The sequence below is a fragment of the Paenibacillus sp. LHD-38 genome, assembly GCF_031157315.1.
Lineage (GTDB): Bacteria > Bacillota > Bacilli > Paenibacillales > Paenibacillaceae > Pristimantibacillus.
The window spans coordinates 19,602-36,086 of sequence record NZ_JAVIFU010000006.1 but is presented as its reverse complement, the minus strand read 5'-3'; the positions used below and the strand labels follow the sequence as shown (position 1 = coordinate 36,086).

Here is a 16,485-nt window from a genome sequence, read left to right as displayed (position 1 = left end):
TTACTATTTTTTTGAATGTCTAATAATTTCACCTGCCACTGTTTGTGGTGGATTCGATTGCATTACATGTGACACTTCTTTTCCATCCATCGTAAACGTTTTTGCTTCTACACTTACCCTTTCGCCAATAGTAAGGTCTTCGTACAAATTTTCATCTTCTATGTGATAATACATTAAATCAGTTCCCTCTTTCATAAAATCAGATTGGGATTTCGTTTTTGATTCTTCTTCAGAAATATTCTTTGCTACTAATATCATAGAAATATTACTGTCGTTTACATTTCCAATTTCTTTTCTAATGATATAATCACCCTTTTCTGATTGATTACTGCATCCAATTATCAATCCAAATACAGCAATAATTAATACCAAAAATGTTTTTCTCATCTTAATTCCTCCATTGTAATTGAACACATTCTAATATTATATAGACGGTCGAATCAATTGAATGTTGCGACCGTTAAACAGGTAATACATGGATTTAGCGTTTATCCGTTTATTCTGCAAATAAAATAAGGAGCAGTATGCTATTAAACTATCCTGCCCGTTAGTTGAGAAAACGGCAGCCACTAATAAAGGCTGCCGTCTCTTTTATTTATTGAGCTAACGTTACCCGTTAGTTCAACGTTTCTTTGCCAATTCTATAACCGATTGAATGAATGGTGCTTTCATTTCAATGTAAGCCACTCTATCTTTTGGATATCTGGATGCAAGATGTTTCTTAAGTTTGGCATATTCTAATACTTTCTCTGGATGGCTTCTGAGGTAATCACGAAATAAAAGGGTATTTTTCCATTCGTCACTGTTTAATTCATATACGTGAAGGTGATGTGTTCCTTTTCGCCATTCTCCTTTACGAAAAAAACGACGATTGGGAAACTCCAATTTATGAACATATTCGTAATCAAGCTTACTCAAAGGTTCTATAAATGAATCTGCTTCATCAAGATGATTCACACCAACAGCAATGTCCAATATTGGTTTAGATGGTAATCCGACTACCGAGGTACTTCCTATGTGTTCAATATAAACTATATTGTATTTCAGAGTTTGGCGTATCTTCGCCTTCTCTTTCTCAAACTCTTGAAGCCATTCTGGAGTATATTCTTTAATAACAACTTCCTCAGCCAAGCGAATCCCCCCATAGCAGATTTGTAATGTCGAAATTTTTTAGTAATTCCTTTTATAAGTTTACTGTAAAAACCTTTATTTCCTTTCAAAACCAACCTGCCCGTTAGCTTAATCATCTACCTCATTTAACGCTTGTTAAAGACTGTGTAATAAAGGAATTAACGATGCAGTGTGTGGAATCCAATGTGGAACTTAATTGAGGAACAAATAACGTGCCGATGAAGAATTTATGCTCAGGTAGTTCAATAATTCTTGGGTTCCCCATGGAATCTGTTCCGACTATTCTTAATCCAGCTTCATGAATTTGTTTTTCATATTCTGGACTAAGTCCATAGCTACATCTGAACTGTTCGATTACATTTTCCATTTGATAAATCTCAAATATTCTTGAGGAATTCTTTACTATGACTTCACCTTTTTGGTCAACTAATGAGCAAGCTAGTTTAATAATAATTAATTGGTTTGAGTGGGGATCTCGTTCTTCAGCCCTGCATTCTCCAACATCATTTTATTTCTTGCATATTCCATAATGATGAATTGAAACCCACCGCATGTTCCTAACAATGGTACATTGTTTTCGCGGGCATATTGAATAATGCTCAGTACCCCATCAATAGAATCGGGAACCCCTGGGCCTATCCAAAAACCTTGATACGTCTCCTTGATGGTATCCATTTTTTCACTTATTGTCGCTGTGGGAATCCACTCATACTCAACAAATACCCCTAATTTCCTAGATGAATGCATAAGAGCATTGTTAGTAGCAATCTGTGAAGGATATTCTGGACTAATGTCACCAACAATTCCAACTTTCAATTTGCAAGCCCCCTTTCAAATTCAACTAAATGTTTATACTATAAATTGGCGAATTTTTCAATGTGTTGATTAAGGTTCGCTGCTTAATCTTTCAAACATAAATGCCCTTTAGTTCAATTAGCTCCCGTTTCATTACCCGTAATGTCTAAGTTGCCATCCGAAACCAGGAGCAACATGTGAATCGAGTAACAGTCAGGTTACAATGTTTAAAATGTTATTATCGGAAGTCTTCTGTCGGTCTTGCTTAAAATTCCCTCCATTCTTCAGTAACCCTAAAAAGGATGTATTTCTTTTCAATTACCTCGGTAATTAATTCGAAATTCGTTAAATCATCTCGCGGTACATTAACTACCAGTCTGTTATCCTTAGTGGAAATACCAAAATCGTTAAACACCAGCCCTTTCTTTTGTAAATTAGGCAGTTCTTTGTTAAGACGTTCCATCTGGAGTTCTAATTCATCTTTCGTGAACTGAGCTGAAAAGAATAGAATTTTGTCATCTTTCATTGCCATATTCAATATCATTTGACGGGTTTCTTCACTACCCTCGACCAATCCAATTATAAGTTGGTCAGCATTGTTCTTATAAACACCTGCAAATCCAGGAAGCAACTTATCCTTGGCCGCATTCAAAATTATTGCTATGTCATCATCAGGTATGTCTATTACACTAGATATATTGACTTCTTCTACATTTTTTAGATGCATACTTGAACAAGAAGTAAGTACTAGTGTACACAACATAACTAATACTTTGCACATCGATTCTTCCCCCCTACTAGACATCATTTTACCACTTATTTTCCATAACCTTATCTTCAAAGCAAATAATAAAATGAGCAGGCCACCGTAGCACCTGCTCATCATGTGTGTTATTCAACTATCGTTACCCATTAGGTTAACAACTTCTTCAAATCAATTCTTGTATAAGTTTTTTCATAAGCCGACCCCTCATCGTTATAGAAAATAGCGGATTTTATGTATGGCTCGCTAATGGCGCTGTAACCGAGCTTTGTAATAAGCTTTATCATCTTTGGATTCTCTATGGGGTCAACACTAACGAACAAATTAGAATATCCCATATCACTTGTAATTTTCTCACGATATCTTATTAAATCCGAACCTACGCCAATTCCCCGATATGTTTCCTTTACGTAGAGGTCACTTAGTTTGGGGCTCAAACAGCCTTTTAATTTAAGAACACCAAAACCTAAAATTGTATTATCCTTTTCAGCAACTACCAGACATACTTCTTTATCTTCATTTTGCTTAAAATACCTAACGAATAAATCTTTATTATTTCTAATTTTGCATAAACCATCTAAGTCACTTTTCTTGGCCATTCTTATTGTGTATTCCATTTTCGCCTCCTAATGCACGAAGTAATTAATTAATTCACGCTTAATTAGATTATCAGACTCTTCAAATTATTAAGCAATCGTTACCCGTTAGCGTAATAATGGTAATTTCATTTATCTTTGTATTTTCTTCCAAATTAACTTACCATGCAACAAATTTAGATCTAACTCCGTTATAAAGTAACCTATGTTTAAGGAGGGATCGACAATGAAATTAGGAATTTTGCCATATGGTCTTATAATTCTAGTGCTTTTTATATCGGGTTGCACAATCAACGGTGTTACCAATTCAGACAATATAAGCACTTCCCTTGGAACAATTGTTTATAAAGATGTAATGAACGAAAAATTTAGATTTTTACTAATTCCTAAAACAGAAGGATTTGCCTACGAAAAAATGTCCTTGAAAGAATTAGAAAGCTTGGCAAGATCACAAAATGATTCATCTTGGTACACTTTATCAGAAGAAATATACAACAAAATAAACATTGGCCAGAACGTTGAGGTAAAGTGGGATTCATCCCATCAGTTCGAATCCAATCCTCCGATCCGCTTTATGAAAGACATTAATGTTATTCCCAACTAATCTGAACAAAGTTTTTGGTAATTTAATGCCCGTAATTGATTCAACTATCCTGCCTTTTAGCTCAATGAAAACAGGGAGAAGCTGCCTCGGCAATCTGCTCCCTGTTTATTCCACTATCGTTCCCCGTTAGTTTAATGCAAAATGCCTCAGGCGGATCGATGGCCAAACGGTATGACGACGACAACAAATGTAAATGGATAACTTCTAACTTAGGTATCTTGAGCATTACGATCAGGCATTTCTTCAACTGTAACATTGTCGCTTCCGAACTTTGAACTAATTTCATTTTCTAATTCTTGAGTTAGATCATCCACCTTAACGATAACCTTTTCCTCAATTGGACTCCAGCTTACGCTCATATCTTTTTTAATATTCTTTGTTTTGAGGAAATCAGTTACTGGTTCAACCAAATCCTTCAACATTTTAAGGTTTTTAGTGGCTTGCTTGATTACAACCATCTCACCTAAACGTTCTTCAATATGCTTCCGCGCTTCTTTCCATTTAGGGGAGTTTTCATGATAAACCTTGAAAATGACCTTTTTATTATCATTATCCCAATACCATACTAGATCTTCCAACAACGCTTCATTATCCACTTCTGTTTCACCAGAATCAGGATGCTTCGTTGGATATTGCTTAACCAACTCTTCTTCAATTACTGATCTTACATCTTGTTGGAAAGCAATCAAATCATCTATTACTCCTGCTTCTGCCTTCTTAGGTGGAAGATTTTTCTTTTCTTCAACTTGAGGTGTGTCTAATTTTGTTTTCTGTTCTGACATTCCACAAGCGGTTAGAATCACGATAAATACCAAAAACAACATCGCTTTTTTGATAATCATTTTTACCTCACCATTTTGTTTTGTTTCTTTTGTTGATTGTTAAGACGTGGCATCCAGTTTAAATGTTGCTTAATGAATGTTCGCCAGATTGTGGGAAACGGTATAAACCGCCACTAACTCAAGACCACCCAATAAGCTAAACTGCTCGTTTAGCTTAATAAAGAAATGGAGCAGCTGCCGTAGCAAACTGCTCCTTGATTGTTCAACTATCGTTCTCCGTTAGCGCAACGATAGGTAAGAAATAGGTTAGAAACTTGCTTCTGAAGGTTCGATGCTTTTTAAAAACGGAGAACGAAGTTTATTACTATAATAAGTAATAAAATAAAACTCACCTACCTCTATTAATGGCATTACTAATTCTTTTGTTTTAATTTTTTCTACCGTTCCATTCGCTTTCTGAATCATAATAAAATCATTTCCTTTTTCTGTTACAGTAACTAAGGCAATACTTCGAGCAAATGTATTATCATAATAAAATATTCCAGCTGCACCAATTAAAATCGTCATTGATAGAATTATTAATATTGATTTTTTTGACATAAGAATACCTCCATATATCACTCATTCATAAAATCAACCTTTTTAATTGTATCACGTTCTAGGTATTTGTTACCATTTATTCCTCAACTATCCTGCCCTTTACTTCAATGCAGAAAGGGAGCAACTGCCGCAGTGGCCTGCTCCCTTGGCGCTTTCAACTATCGTACCCGTTAGTTGAAAGCAGTCCGTAGTTCAATACCATCCGTACTCTCGAATAAATTCTTTACGAAGGCAAAGAAAGACCTGCTTCTTTAAGGTTCAAACTCTGCCATTGCGCCCGTGTGTTAAGGTATTGAATACGAAATGAGTCGGGGTCTTTCAAAGTTGTGCTATCAAAATTTTTTGAAAAGATGACAAAAGCTTCATTAGCGATTTGGAGAGATTTCTCCTTATCCTTTGAGTTAATAGCGTCATTCAACAACCACCGCAATTCATAAGGTACTGTTTGATATATATCTCCTTGGTTATTAAGATGATATTTTCCATCCATTTTCCCCAATAATACTGCCGTTTCAATTGCTATTGCTAAGTACTCCCTTGCCGTATTCAGATACTGATCACTTGTCTTGGGATCTCCATTAACACTAGAATTCAAAGCTTGTTGAGTGGTGACCAAAGATAAGGAGTATCTTTCTAAAACTTCCTCCGTATGTTTGACTAAGGTTTGATGGTTAAGCCAATTTATACTTAGACTCCATGTGAAAGCAATAAAAAGTACAGTGATTATCCATTTTGGTTTAACTTTAAAAAATGTTGCCATGTAACAGCTCCTCTAATGTAGTGCTATACTGCTTACTAAGGAATTGTAACACTCCTTTCCTAGCATCGATATATGAAAAATATTCCACTATTCTGCCATTTAGCTTAATGAACAAGGAGCAGCTGCCGCAGCAAACTGCCCCTATTTTGATTGAACTATCGTTCTCCGTTAGTTTAACAGAGGAGGCATATTGACTATCAGCTTTTAACGACTTTCGTCGGACATAATTTCAATTGCTCCAAAGTTTCAGTTTGAAAAACTAATCCATTTCGGTCAAAAACCAAAATCATTGGCAGCTTCTCCAAACCGAGTTCTTCTTTATAATCCACTGCCAATCCTTCAATGTAAGGAACCCACGAAATGCCTCCCGCGAATGATTCGGGAACGTGTTTCTCGAAGTCAATTTCATCGTATGGTGGCGTTGTGCCTTCTTCATAAAGCACAACAGTATGAAAATTGTCACTGCTAGCTAAAAAACGTTCTAACTTCTCTTCTTTTGACATCGTCAATTGAATGACTTTATCTGCAACAGATACTGTTTCATCACTTGAGCTTGCGGCATCTGGTGTTGGCAACACAGCTAATTTCTCGCCTATCTTGAAATCCACTGGATGGACGACCGAGCCATGCTCATCCTGAAAAATGGTGTTCTCATTATATGTGATTTTTTTCGAATGCATCATATCATTAACTTTCGTTTTACCTCGGTTCACCCATTTTGAAATATTTAAACTAACAACACGTGTTTTTGTATCAATGTGCAGCAAATAGCCTGTCATTGTGTCTTCAGTAATTACTATTGCTTGTTTTCGGCTATCTTGGTATATGTTATTGACAGAATCCTTTTCAACAGTTGCGCAACCCGATAGTAAAAATACCGTCAGTGAGATTCCAATAATAAATCTCTTTATTAGGTTATAAATATTAAATCCCCCTTTCTGTATTAGAACGAAAATAGAGTGATTATTGTTGCGCTATCCTGCCCGTTAGTTCAATAAAAAGAGCAGGCATCGCAGCGCCTGCTCTTCATGTGTGTTATTCCACTATCGTTCCCCGTTAGTTCAAAGATTTTTAAAACACGAGCCCTCGTACAACTAAACACGCCTTTGAAGCTTGACATTACATTCTGACGTTGTCGGAGTAGTATACTCAATATAATTCACCGAGCCGTTAAAATTCAAATAACTTTCATAGCGAATTCGAATAAATGGTAGAGTAAGGAATTCCAAGACCTTATCCTTTGGAACCCAACGACAGTCGCTTGTTTCATCAGAGGTAGTTAACTCTCCTCCCTCAGCTTTACACACAAAATCAAACATGACCTTCGTAGGGACATCCGTCACGCCGTCATACCACTTATGTAAACCTGTATTAGAAACAATGTTAATCAAATGGCTTACGGTCGCATCTATTCCACTTTCCTCTTTGATTTCACGAATCACACCGTTAATCAGATTTTCACCAACTTCAGTAATTCCACCAGGAAATACCCAGCCATCATCATGAGCTTTTACTAGTAGGATATTTCCATTTCCATCTTCTACAATTCCGCCTGCCGATACAATATGTGTAGGAAACTCCATTTCACGACCCCTTCAACGGTTTATTTGTATATTTATTCCATATGGTTCCTGTACTTTCCTGCTTTCGTGAATTTATATGCTTGAAGGTACTCACGAAACGATTGAACTATCCTGCCCGTTAGCTTAATGGCCATTCCAGGAGAATTTCTTTATCCGTACGTTCAAAAAACATGAGCAGTCGTGGATTTTCCATCACATCAGGAACCTCATCACGTTGAGGCGGTCTATCTTCAACAAAAATTTTAATGAAATCCTCCTCATTAATAACTTTCTTCAACACCACTTCATAGAAACCAGTTGGCTTTTCCCCACTAGAAATCAATAAGTAAGTTTTGTCTCCGTAGTCAAACCGCTCGACCCTACTTTTGTTCCTCGTGTTAGCCATCGTTTCGCTAAACCATATGCCCTGTGGCGCTTTTTCTTTAATCCAAAAGTTAAATTGCACGTTATTGACAATTTGAAATGGAATATCCGATTCAACCTCGACATCTTCGTTAGGATTATCTTGAAATGAACAACCCATCAAGACAATATGAACGAATACAAGTACAAGAAATATTTTCTTCAAAGTCTCCCCCAGCTGTATAGATGACGATAACTAGAAGAAATTTGTTGCGCTATTCTGCCCGTTAGCTTAATAAAATGAGCAGGCCACATCAGCGCCTGCTCATCCATGTGAATTATTCAACTATCGTGTCCCGTTAGCGTAATAACTTAATTTCCGCAAATTGTCTAATGTAATCTGTCCCCCAAGCACCCAGTGTAGGATATAACTCCCATTCACTTTTAGTAATTGGTCTTAATTCAACTAACCCTTTCATCAACTTACAATATTCAGGCTGATAACCAGTTTGAGAGCGAAAATAATCAGGTTCAATGAAGTCTATTTCTAATGGACGATAACCGATTATCATTTCTTGCAAACCTGTCTCGTGGATTGCTTTTATATGTGCCACGCCTTGTATTAATGTCTTTTTTTCTGCAATATCTTCTGACTTTGGAGGTGCATCTCCTACCCAATCCATTAATCCAGCAAGAAATGTTTTTGTTGGGCTTGCCATGTATGATTTAGTTACTTGTATAACTCTACCACAAGCAAATTTCTCGTTTTGAAGAGGAATTGCCCAGAACTGACCAGGAGTTAAAAATTTATTAGTCTTAGGTTTAAACGGATATTTTATTTCCACTAATTCATCTCCAAAAACAAGGTTTTATCATTATTATATCATGACACTTACTGCGCTAAACTGCCCGTTAGCTTTATAAAATGAGCAGGCCATCGCAGCGCCTGCTCATCCATGTATGTTATTCAACGATTGTTCCCCAATATTCCATTAACTTTAATTCAGCTTTTCAATTGCCCGTTTAATCATATCATCGTACTCAGTCATATCATCGGGATGCTTAAAATACACAACCATCACATTCTTTTTCTCGTAAACGCTAGGATTATTTAAAAGCTTGGCAAACTCCAGTTTATTGTTGAAATCTTCACGCCCTTCTTTTCGAGCTTGTTCGGAATCAAAAATGAATATGTACACATTCACATTCGCATGAATCGATGAATCGACTTCAAGCTCATCTGTGGCATCGCCCATGCTGTATGTATCTATGGCATACGTTACTGCCGCAACTTTGCTTAAAGTACCAAAAGGTGAATTCCCCCCCTTAGGTGTTATTTGTAGTAGTTTAATCCCTTGGTTTTCCATTGCTTGGGCCACAATCTCTAGCGTCAACTTTTTTTCTACGTTCCCTCTGCCCGAGCAGGCTGACAGCACTATCAGAAAAACTAAAAACATGAATGTGAATTTATATTTCATCGAAAAATTTTCCTCCCAAGTTTCTCTGATTGTTTCTCTATACGACGAATATACATATGAACTTAGTTGCAATGGACTGTGAGGTAATTATTACAAATCCCTATGCTATACTGCCCGTTAGTCGAGAAAACGGTAACATGATGTCGGCCTCCGTTTCTTATGTTCATTGAGCAATCGTTATCCGTTAAGTTATTAATGAACTAAATAATACAAATATTGTAGGAATATTATAGTTGTTGATTTCCTTTCCAATGATATAATCACCCTTTTCCAATTTTGTACTGCAACCAATTATCAATCCACAGACAATAATTATTAATACTAAAAAGGCTAACGTTCTTTGCATTCTTTGTCGCCCCCAACCCCTCGTATATATACAACTCCCGCACCCTGATAACATTCAACAGAGTGCATATAATAAACGAGCCCTACTCATTTACTTTGAAATCGATTTGAGTCTTTATATTAAAATCTTCTTTATCATTACTGTCTTCATTGGATTGAACATAAAAATCAACATAACCTTCAACAACATAATAACCAGCAGGAAACCCATTCTCCCAAAAACTTTTTATAAAATCGGCATATTCTTTTTTATCTTGTTCACCGTATCCGCCGCTTTTCTTATACTCTTCCCGAAGAGGCTCACCTTTTTTGAGAGTTGTGCTTAATAACGGTTCGTTCATGCTATAAGAAATATCATAATCGCGCGTTTTCTCCACGATCGGAAAATAGAATGGAGACGCAGCATGATAAATCGTGACAGTTTCCTTGTCGCCTATATATTCTAATTCAGCATAAATCTTTACTGAATCACCCTTTTGATACTCCTCCTTCTCGGTTACAAGGCGATATACAAAATCGCCTTCAGTTATCTCCGCACGCGGAATGTTTAACACATCATAATCGTCCGATTTAGAGCTAATATTGTCAAAATTACCTTGTGATCCACAACCTGCCAATAAAAATGTTATCACTATAAAACTTAGTAATAATTTGAATTCCCTCATAAAAACACCTCTCAATATAAGATGTATGAAACCTTTAGAATTATCGGCGCCTTCTAAAGGATATAACCAGTAACATAAAAAATGCGAGAAAAACGGTAATCACTAAACCGATTTTAACGAATCGGTTATTTGAATCTTCGTTAAAGATAGATATTTCGGATGGAGTCTTTGATGGTTCATATCCTGCTCCCAATGCTTTTAGTTCTTCTTGCGCGGATGCAAGCGTCTTTGTTCCTCCACAAAGACCAGTTTCAAGTCGTTCTGGATCACCGTAAGCAAAAACGATATATTCTTCATTCACTTCGAATCCTTCATATCCACAACTTGCCGAACTCAATGCCGTGTAAACAGTCGTTTGAGAATCTAATTCACCTTTCCATACCGTTTTCACTTCCATTTGGGCTTTAACAGGATCTGCGGAAGACCAAATCTTTCCTTTAGCAGGTTTTGTCAAAGTCAAAACTTTTCCCGTAAATATTGCGGTTTTTCGATTCAGCTGATCTTCTACGCTTGGAGGCCCCGCACAAGAGCATGCTTGGACGGTTAAAGGCTCAATCACAAACCACATACTGAACACGAGCAAAAAACACAGTAGGACCATAGTTGTGTTTTTCCACATTTTCATCACCTCATCGATAGATGACCGTTCCCGACTAACTTTATAACACTTCCATTTATGCTACTTATATTCTATTTCTTGAGAGACCGCAGCTCCTCGACAACCATATCCACTCGCTCATCTTTAAAGGATTCATCTGCCACATAAAAAATCAATACATTAGCTATTGGGTATATGGTGTATGGACTCAAATCCGCTACTGCTGTCTTTTTCTCGAAATCCTTTATACCCTTTCTAACCTCTTTGCTGGAGGTGTAGACATAAATGCTAATTTTTTGATTTTCATCAATTACAAAAATCCTAGGTGTAACATCATTATATGCTCTTGAAAATCCGATTTCAGGATGCAAGCCTGGTTCTTCTAACATCGAAACCCCATGAAGTTCAAATGAATCTTTAATTTGTGCCAACGTAACTGTTTTCTCTTTGTTCATACACCCCGCAATAATGAAACAGATAGCTAAAGTAATCACCAGTTTTCTCATTACAATCCCCCTTAAACCTTTATGACGATTGGAGATAGAATTAAGTTGCCCGTTCTATATTCTCTTCAGTTGAATTGCGGTTATATGTACTTTTTATTTTGGAAATGATCATAAAATAGGAAGCTACATAGGAGGGACAAACAAATTTGGAGATATGGCATGTATGGGAATGTAATCAATGTGGTTCAACAATGACATTAAATTACGATGCAACTATTGAAGATTATCACAGGTTTAAGAATTGCGGTTGTAAGCTTGATGGATTTTTAGAGTGGAAGTATAACTATGATGAGGTTCAAAATATTTAAAACAAAAAAATCGCTCAACCTATTTTATTGCAAAGATTTATGCAGATTTATTGGGACTCAGACGATGCTTCTATTCCGATATGAGACTAAATCTTGTATCATCTTGTTGTTCCACATCACACCTGATCCACATGAAAATTCCAGGGGATAGTTTTCAGCAAGAAAATTAGACCAGGTTGCCAAATGCTCTGACAACTTAGTCTATTATTGATCTAATGTTCTCCGTTAGTGTAATGAAAAATGGTGTTCAAATTGACAATCAATTTAACACACAATCAAAAATCAGAACCTGGCGTGTGATAGAATATCCATCCTAACCAGCAAATAAACACCAAACACACAGTAATTATAGATAAGGAAAGCACACCTTTTATTATTTCAATATTTTGCTTATAATTTAATCCCTTGTGAACCCACATCACACTTCTCCATATTATATATCCACTTAAGCATAAAATAAGTATAATCCCTATCAACATTTCGACCATACGATTTCTCCTAAACCCTATCGTTGTGTTGCTTCTGTTTTAAATTAGACGGTTTAAATAAGGATACGGTTGCGCTAACCTGCCCGTTAGCGGAGATATCTGCCGAACCATTTAGCTCGGCAGATTCCACTTGATGTTTATTCAAAAAAATTTTTCTTTTAGTTTTGCGTGATTTGAATCTTAACCACTCCAGTTTGTCCAGGGTCTGAAGTAAGATACACACCAGAGGACCAAGCTAACACTTCCTGACCAATTTTTAACTGATCGAATTCGATTTCTTTATTATCTGAAACAATAATTGCGTCATCGGTCAAGGATAGCCAGGTACCAGGAATGAGTATTCTTTTTTTCACCTTGTCGATCTCCATAATAATTCCAGACATGGCATCTGTTTTGCTGCAACATTCCTCAACAGTAATTTCTAAAGGGAATTGCTGACCCACATGTTCAAACAAAGTCTTTTTTATAGCATCGATTTCATCTGGAGTAATCTTTCTCTCCACATCCCCGTAACTTCTAATCTTCATGTTTATTTTGAGAGTACCATCTCCCGTCTCTAATACGGAAATCGAATATTGTTTTTCAAGTATTTCATTGTACCCGCGAACCTTCTTGACAACATCTTTGTTATTAAAATTAGCTTTCTTGAAAATGACTTTGTCACCGAGTTTAACTTCGAGTTCTTGACGGAGTGATTTCATCTCTTTCGCATCCTCTTTATAAACCAGGAATACAACTTTCAGATTATCGTTATCAAAATATAAGTCGGTAAAGTTTTCGATTGCTTCGTCATCATGGCTATCGAGCGTTTCCGCATCGGAAACATTCTTTTTTTTCGGGAAGTGTTTCTTGAATGCTTCCTCTATTACTGGAATAACTTCTCTTTGGAAATCAAGGATCGGATCATCAACTTGTTTTACTTGAGCTTTCAATGTTGATGAATTAACTGCTTGCTCTGGTATATCTCCACATGCGGTTAATATCATAATGCACATGGATACCCAAATCATTTTTTTGAATATCATTTTCTCCTCACCCATCTGTTGGTTTGTTAAATATAGAAACGCAGAACTTGATAAAAATGTTCCTGTGTTTCTACATTCCAAATTAATGGAGGTGATAATTAAATTAACCTGCTCATTACTTCAATAAAAAAACGGGGCTGTGTGCGAACATACTCCTTAATTATGATGAGACTAAATTGATGTAAAACGTCAAAGTCGGGCCTTGAAGTTTCACTTCAGATATTCGGTAGTTTTTGGAGTGTAAGCGATTATTGATTTGTTCAATTAGCTCTACATTGTTTATGATAAATTCTAGTGTATCTATCTGCGCCAAAGACATATAATTGGGCATCTCATATTTTCCTAAAATATCTAATTTACTTCCTAATTCGTTCAATTGTGGAGTGGTTAAAAAAATATATCCATAACTAATTGGATACGGTTGATGTTGCTTTTCAATACTATTTCTAGCCCACCATGTTCTATGAAAATAGTCACCAATTTTATCTATTTTTGAATCGATCAGTTGCTCCAAATATACAACTTGTCGTAGAAATGTATCCGCAATTAATATTTGATTAGCAAATTCTTGTTTGCGATTCTGTTGTAGTAAAACTTCCCTTTTCCGCTGTTCTTCATAATGCATATTGATTTCTCTTGTTCGTCGATCCGTTTTTCTTTTGGAATCTATGTATTTGGACAATTCTTTATATAAGATCTTACTCATCATTTTTCCAAACAAAATAACCCTCCATTGTATTTTTACTTTAAACACAAAATTAAACGTCGTAAGTTTACTTTACCATAAAACACTCCGATTCAATCAAGTTACTAGCTAATAGATACTTAATAAAATGATTCATAACTTTTCTTTGTTAAACTGCTGGAAAACAACTTTTCAAAGGGGATTGATTATAATGGAAGAGCTTTCTATGGAGGAATGGTCCGAATATATAGTGGAAAAAGCAACCGAGTTCAACTGTTTTTATTTCGATGCAAACGAAATTATTGACGTTACCCTTAACATTGAAGTTGAATTAGATTGCACGGAATCAAATATAGTGAAGTTGCTTCAGCTTGCTAAAGCTAATGCTTCACCAGTTATTATCCAAGAAAAGTTTTATTACGATTATGAGATAGCTGAGGCAATTATTCAACCCGATGATTTAAGAGAAAATCATAACTACCTTTTTGCATCATTACAGGTACGTAGAAAAATTAATCATTTAGTTGATAAGCATAATGATTTAATTAATCAACTCCCCCGACAAGAGTGCTACACAGTAACCGTCAGCGCCACATTAATATCTGGTGTAACATTAGGAATAAACAAATACAATCATAAGTACGAAGAATGGGATGATCTGTTAAATAAAGACTTGCAAATTACCCGCATTTTAAAACAAACGATAGGTGAACTATCGGACAAAGAGGAATTGCTGGCGAAACGGAGTGTAGCAAGAGATCGAATTTTAGATAAATTCAGGAATTACCTAATCAATCACGAAGAATTTAAAACATGTACAAATAAGGAATTGCGTCGACATTTTTGTTATAAATTATGGCGATCATTTAGAGATGAATTGTGTACTAAAGAAGAACAAGAACTGACCGAAACAAATGTATTAATTCCAGGTTACTTATTGGATGAAAATGTAGAAGTAGCATGGCGGTACTTAAAAAATGGTTCTGTTTAACTTGATTGTTGATTTTCTTCAAATTAATAAGCGTATTCGAAATGAAACTCGAATACGCTTATTTTTTCGAATGGCGAAAAAGTAATAATCGCCCCATTTCTTAATCTCGCATGTTAATTATTAATCATTTTCATTAATAATTCCGTAATATACTAAATCCACATATTTACTGTCTTTTATGACATGTTCCTTTAAAATCCCCTCTTTTTTCATACCAATCTTCTCCATAACTTTACCTGAATTAAGGTTCGATGGAAAATATCGTGCAAACACTTTGTGCAGTTTCTTTTCTTCAAAAGCAAATTGTAAAATCGACTGTGCTGCCTCTGTCGCATAGCCATTTCCCCAATATGGCTCGCCAATCCAATAGGCTATTTCTCCATGGTTAAAACGTTTATTGCTCGATAACGCAATTGCTCCAAATAATTCGCCAGTTTCCTTGTCTGTTACCGCGAACTCATACGATTTATCCGCCATAAAATTATCGTAATGGTGCTCCATCCACGATAATGCATCATTTAAACTATACGGATAAGGTAGGTACAATGTATTTTTGTAAATATTATAGTTATTGCAAAGCGTCGCAACCGCTGCCGCATCGGATGTTTGAAATAATCTAAGGACGAGCCTATCTGTCGTGATCATTAATTTTTCACGAACATATCCCATTCAATCGACTTCCTTTATCTACAAAATGTAAATCATGCCTGATAACACTGTTCTTTATCCACATCAGATAATTTATTAATTTCATTGATAATTTCAACTACCTTCATACCTGTCGCCTCCCGAACGTACTTTCTTATACTTTATTTTAGAATAAATGTTCGAAGTGGTCAAATATCAACAGTGTAATTAAACAGAGCCTTAATTTAAAGTAAGTAATCATTTAAATGACAGCATTAAATAATTGGTTCTTTCTCAATACCTCTAATCCATCCATGCATTTTTTTTATATTTCGTTCATAAGGCGGGCCTATCCACACAAGTTTCCTTCTAATGATTCTTCCATTCGGTTCCTTATGATCGATATACAGCTTACCATCTATGATCAAATGACAAAGCTCTTCTCGAACTAGCTCTCCCCAAGCCTCAAGTTTGAGGGAAACGGTTGCTTCTCGTTTAGGGATGGAACCAGGAAACATCTTTCCAAGTAGATGAACTTCCTCTTTGTTCAAGTGGTGTACATAGTTATAATATTCATCTGGCTTTTTTAAACCAATCATCTGCCTCTTACCGTTTGAGGTAAAGCAAAATACTTTGTGTTTAATGACCCCACTCGTATAACCATCAACTTCTAGTGGTCTAAACATTTCGGGGTCTTCGGAGAGTTTATTAATCACATAAAAGTTTATTTCGCTCATCAAATTCCCTCCGTTTTTTAACCAAGTGAATGGTTTATGCTCAATTATGAACCACCAATAACAGGGTATGTGTATA

At 35.9% G+C, this 16,485-nt stretch carries 22 protein-coding genes; 2 read left to right on the top strand and 20 right to left on the bottom strand.

Going from position 1 to position 16,485, the window contains the following annotated elements; translation table 11 throughout:
* Nucleotides 1-3: 3 nt before the first annotated feature.
* The 5 genes from RCO25_RS06915 to RCO25_RS06895 all read right to left on the bottom strand — a co-directional run bounded on the left by RCO25_RS06915 (nt 4) and on the right by RCO25_RS06895 (nt 3,306).
* Entirely contained in the window at nt 4-387 is a 384-nt protein-coding gene (locus RCO25_RS06915; protein WP_308995406.1) for a hypothetical protein, read from the bottom strand.
* Between the two features lie 234 nt (nt 388-621).
* The gene (locus RCO25_RS06910; protein WP_308995405.1) at nt 622-1,131 is read right to left on the bottom strand and encodes a GrpB family protein; all 510 of its coding nucleotides are present in this window, start codon (nt 1,129-1,131) and stop codon (nt 622-624) included.
* 453 nt (nt 1,132-1,584) lie between these two features.
* Nucleotides 1,585-1,947 carry a glutamine amidotransferase-related protein gene (locus RCO25_RS06905; protein ID WP_308995404.1) on the bottom strand — a complete coding sequence of 121 codons (363 nt, stop codon included), beginning with the start codon at nt 1,945-1,947 and terminating at the stop codon, nt 1,585-1,587.
* 244 nt (nt 1,948-2,191) lie between these two features.
* On the bottom strand, nt 2,192-2,707 hold the full coding sequence (locus RCO25_RS06900; protein WP_308995403.1) for a hypothetical protein: 516 nt from the start codon (nt 2,705-2,707) through the stop codon (nt 2,192-2,194).
* A 131-nt stretch (nt 2,708-2,838) separates the two neighbouring features.
* On the bottom strand, nt 2,839-3,306 hold the full coding sequence (locus tag RCO25_RS06895) for a GNAT family N-acetyltransferase (protein WP_308995402.1): 468 nt from the start codon (nt 3,304-3,306) through the stop codon (nt 2,839-2,841).
* A 205-nt stretch (nt 3,307-3,511) separates the two neighbouring features.
* Here RCO25_RS06895 and RCO25_RS06890 point away from each other — a divergent pair, with 205 nt between their 5' ends.
* Nucleotides 3,512-3,889 (top strand): hypothetical protein, encoded by a 378-nt coding sequence (locus RCO25_RS06890; RefSeq protein WP_308995401.1) that lies wholly within the window; start codon nt 3,512-3,514, stop codon nt 3,887-3,889.
* A gap of 209 nt (nt 3,890-4,098) precedes the next feature.
* Here the strand turns inward: RCO25_RS06890 and RCO25_RS06885 are convergent, their stop codons facing one another.
* From RCO25_RS06885 to RCO25_RS06825, 13 genes are all read right to left on the bottom strand, one after another.
* On the bottom strand, nt 4,099-4,731 hold the full coding sequence (locus RCO25_RS06885) for a hypothetical protein (protein WP_308995400.1): 633 nt from the start codon (nt 4,729-4,731) through the stop codon (nt 4,099-4,101).
* Between the two features lie 246 nt (nt 4,732-4,977).
* Nucleotides 4,978-5,271, bottom strand: a complete 294-nt coding sequence (locus tag RCO25_RS06880; RefSeq protein ID WP_308995399.1) for a hypothetical protein — start codon at nt 5,269-5,271, stop codon at nt 4,978-4,980.
* Between the two features lie 223 nt (nt 5,272-5,494).
* Nucleotides 5,495-6,031, bottom strand: a complete 537-nt coding sequence (locus tag RCO25_RS06875; RefSeq protein ID WP_308995398.1) for a hypothetical protein — start codon at nt 6,029-6,031, stop codon at nt 5,495-5,497.
* 197 nt (nt 6,032-6,228) lie between these two features.
* Nucleotides 6,229-6,810 (bottom strand): hypothetical protein, encoded by a 582-nt coding sequence (locus RCO25_RS06870; protein ID WP_308995397.1) that lies wholly within the window; start codon nt 6,808-6,810, stop codon nt 6,229-6,231.
* A 315-nt stretch (nt 6,811-7,125) separates the two neighbouring features.
* The gene (locus RCO25_RS06865) at nt 7,126-7,614 is read right to left on the bottom strand and encodes an NUDIX hydrolase (protein ID WP_308995396.1); all 489 of its coding nucleotides are present in this window, start codon (nt 7,612-7,614) and stop codon (nt 7,126-7,128) included.
* A gap of 118 nt (nt 7,615-7,732) precedes the next feature.
* Nucleotides 7,733-8,182, bottom strand: coding sequence for a protease complex subunit PrcB family protein (locus tag RCO25_RS06860; protein ID WP_308995395.1), 450 nt, complete (start codon nt 8,180-8,182; stop codon nt 7,733-7,735).
* A gap of 133 nt (nt 8,183-8,315) precedes the next feature.
* On the bottom strand, nt 8,316-8,801 hold the full coding sequence (locus RCO25_RS06855; protein ID WP_308995394.1) for an Imm26 family immunity protein: 486 nt from the start codon (nt 8,799-8,801) through the stop codon (nt 8,316-8,318).
* 153 nt (nt 8,802-8,954) lie between these two features.
* Complete coding sequence (locus RCO25_RS06850; protein WP_308995393.1) at nt 8,955-9,434, bottom strand: hypothetical protein; 480 nt, start codon at nt 9,432-9,434, stop codon at nt 8,955-8,957.
* Nucleotides 9,435-9,862: 428 nt separating this feature from the next.
* Nucleotides 9,863-10,444, bottom strand: coding sequence for a lipoprotein (locus RCO25_RS06845; RefSeq protein ID WP_308995392.1), 582 nt, complete (start codon nt 10,442-10,444; stop codon nt 9,863-9,865).
* A 40-nt stretch (nt 10,445-10,484) separates the two neighbouring features.
* A complete protein-coding gene (locus tag RCO25_RS06840) occupies nt 10,485-11,063 on the bottom strand; it encodes a hypothetical protein (RefSeq protein ID WP_308995391.1) in 579 nt (192 codons plus the stop codon).
* Nucleotides 11,064-11,134: 71 nt separating this feature from the next.
* Complete coding sequence (locus tag RCO25_RS06835) at nt 11,135-11,548, bottom strand: hypothetical protein (protein ID WP_308995390.1); 414 nt, start codon at nt 11,546-11,548, stop codon at nt 11,135-11,137.
* 954 nt (nt 11,549-12,502) lie between these two features.
* The gene (locus RCO25_RS06830; protein ID WP_308995389.1) at nt 12,503-13,369 is read right to left on the bottom strand and encodes a hypothetical protein; all 867 of its coding nucleotides are present in this window, start codon (nt 13,367-13,369) and stop codon (nt 12,503-12,505) included.
* Between the two features lie 160 nt (nt 13,370-13,529).
* The gene (locus RCO25_RS06825; protein WP_308995388.1) at nt 13,530-14,090 is read right to left on the bottom strand and encodes a hypothetical protein; all 561 of its coding nucleotides are present in this window, start codon (nt 14,088-14,090) and stop codon (nt 13,530-13,532) included.
* A 175-nt stretch (nt 14,091-14,265) separates the two neighbouring features.
* Between RCO25_RS06825 and RCO25_RS06820 the strand changes: the two genes are divergently transcribed.
* Nucleotides 14,266-15,045, top strand: a complete 780-nt coding sequence (locus RCO25_RS06820; RefSeq protein WP_308995387.1) for a hypothetical protein — start codon at nt 14,266-14,268, stop codon at nt 15,043-15,045.
* A gap of 120 nt (nt 15,046-15,165) precedes the next feature.
* On the opposite strand, the gene RCO25_RS06815 is transcribed toward RCO25_RS06820, so the two are convergent.
* On the bottom strand, nt 15,166-15,714 hold the full coding sequence (locus RCO25_RS06815; RefSeq protein ID WP_308995386.1) for a GNAT family N-acetyltransferase: 549 nt from the start codon (nt 15,712-15,714) through the stop codon (nt 15,166-15,168).
* A gap of 233 nt (nt 15,715-15,947) precedes the next feature.
* The gene (locus tag RCO25_RS06810) at nt 15,948-16,409 is read right to left on the bottom strand and encodes a hypothetical protein (protein ID WP_308995385.1); all 462 of its coding nucleotides are present in this window, start codon (nt 16,407-16,409) and stop codon (nt 15,948-15,950) included.
* Between the last annotated feature and the right edge of the window lie 76 nt (nt 16,410-16,485).

Excerpts from the sequence above, each read along its gene's own strand:
- RCO25_RS06915 (WP_308995406.1), bottom strand. The coding sequence starts at position 387 with ATGAGAAAAACATTTTTGGTATTAATTATTGCTGTATTTGGATTGATA.
- RCO25_RS06900 (WP_308995403.1), bottom strand. The coding sequence starts at position 2,707 with ATGTGCAAAGTATTAGTTATGTTGTGTACACTAGTACTTACTTCTTGT.
- RCO25_RS06895 (WP_308995402.1), bottom strand. The coding sequence starts at position 3,306 with ATGGAATACACAATAAGAATGGCCAAGAAAAGTGACTTAGATGGTTTA.
- RCO25_RS06890 (WP_308995401.1), top strand. The coding sequence starts at position 3,512 with ATGAAATTAGGAATTTTGCCATATGGTCTTATAATTCTAGTGCTTTTT.
- RCO25_RS06885 (WP_308995400.1), bottom strand. The coding sequence starts at position 4,731 with ATGATTATCAAAAAAGCGATGTTGTTTTTGGTATTTATCGTGATTCTA.
- RCO25_RS06880 (WP_308995399.1), bottom strand. The coding sequence starts at position 5,271 with ATGTCAAAAAAATCAATATTAATAATTCTATCAATGACGATTTTAATT.
- RCO25_RS06875 (WP_308995398.1), bottom strand. The coding sequence starts at position 6,031 with ATGGCAACATTTTTTAAAGTTAAACCAAAATGGATAATCACTGTACTT.
- RCO25_RS06870 (WP_308995397.1), bottom strand. The coding sequence starts at position 6,810 with ATGACAGGCTATTTGCTGCACATTGATACAAAAACACGTGTTGTTAGT.
- RCO25_RS06865 (WP_308995396.1), bottom strand. The coding sequence starts at position 7,614 with ATGGAGTTTCCTACACATATTGTATCGGCAGGCGGAATTGTAGAAGAT.
- RCO25_RS06850 (WP_308995393.1), bottom strand. The coding sequence starts at position 9,434 with ATGAAATATAAATTCACATTCATGTTTTTAGTTTTTCTGATAGTGCTG.
- RCO25_RS06845 (WP_308995392.1), bottom strand. The coding sequence starts at position 10,444 with ATGAGGGAATTCAAATTATTACTAAGTTTTATAGTGATAACATTTTTA.
- RCO25_RS06840 (WP_308995391.1), bottom strand. The coding sequence starts at position 11,063 with ATGTGGAAAAACACAACTATGGTCCTACTGTGTTTTTTGCTCGTGTTC.
- RCO25_RS06835 (WP_308995390.1), bottom strand. The coding sequence starts at position 11,548 with ATGAGAAAACTGGTGATTACTTTAGCTATCTGTTTCATTATTGCGGGG.
- RCO25_RS06830 (WP_308995389.1), bottom strand. The coding sequence starts at position 13,369 with ATGATATTCAAAAAAATGATTTGGGTATCCATGTGCATTATGATATTA.
- RCO25_RS06820 (WP_308995387.1), top strand. The coding sequence starts at position 14,266 with ATGGAAGAGCTTTCTATGGAGGAATGGTCCGAATATATAGTGGAAAAA.
- RCO25_RS06815 (WP_308995386.1), bottom strand. The coding sequence starts at position 15,714 with ATGGGATATGTTCGTGAAAAATTAATGATCACGACAGATAGGCTCGTC.
- RCO25_RS06810 (WP_308995385.1), bottom strand. The coding sequence starts at position 16,409 with ATGAGCGAAATAAACTTTTATGTGATTAATAAACTCTCCGAAGACCCC.